The sequence below is a fragment of the Streptococcus sp. 10F2 genome, from assembly GCF_054331515.2.
The window spans coordinates 1-825 of record NZ_JBTGGE020000118.1 but is presented as its reverse complement, the minus strand read 5'-3'; the positions used below and the strand labels follow the sequence as shown (position 1 = coordinate 825).

General features: G+C 31.9%; 1 pseudogene. It reads right to left on the bottom strand.

The window, feature by feature from the left end:
- Positions 1–706: 706 nt before the first annotated feature.
- Positions 707–825 (bottom strand): annotated as a pseudogene (locus ACXM1Q_RS09305) (IS630 family transposase); the annotation flags it as partial.

Here is an 825-nt window from a genome sequence, read left to right as displayed (position 1 = left end):
CCAGAATTAAATCCTATTGAAAAAAGCTGGGCTATTTTAAAAAAATCAGTTACAGAATTACTTCGTAAAATGGACTCTATAACTGATGCAATAACATACTATTTAAAAACTAAATGACTATAAAAAATGGCTCTATAATTTCTATAATGGGTGTGAAAATCCAAAATAGAAGTTATAGAGCTTTTTGGGTACGAAAAAAATCCCATATGACCTATCATGTGAAGCGACCAAACTAACACTAGGAAAATCATATGAGACTTATTAAAAATACCACAGAATTGCTTGCTCTAACAAATAGAAACATCAAAATTCTTTTCACTTTCAAAGAAAAAAACTTTCAGGTGCTTCGAGCTAAATGAGACTACTCTTTGCCCTCATTGCCTTGGAAACAACCAATAACCTCATCAAAGTCATCAAGAGAAACGCATTTATGTGAATCAGAATATAAAAAGGAAAAGCACTTATACCGTGCTCTCCCGTGTTCAATTATCAAGTTCTATAGCTATTGAATGGCACTAAACAAATTCGAAAAGAATCCTTATCTGTTGTGGAAATCGAATCATTTAGCCATATCATAAAGGCTGCTTTATAAAGAGCTCTGCTCTCTTTATTTTATAACTCAGATAGCATACTATGCTATCTGATCTTCACCACTCTCATAAGGATCCCTAAGAATCTGGATGATGACTACACTAAAAAATTATACTCATTTAAAATCAAAAATAGCAGAAGTCCATTCTCTATGAACAATGGATCTTAACTGAGTGGATGATAGACTTTGAATAACTTCTTGAAGTTTATCAATGACCTCATTTAATGTTTTAA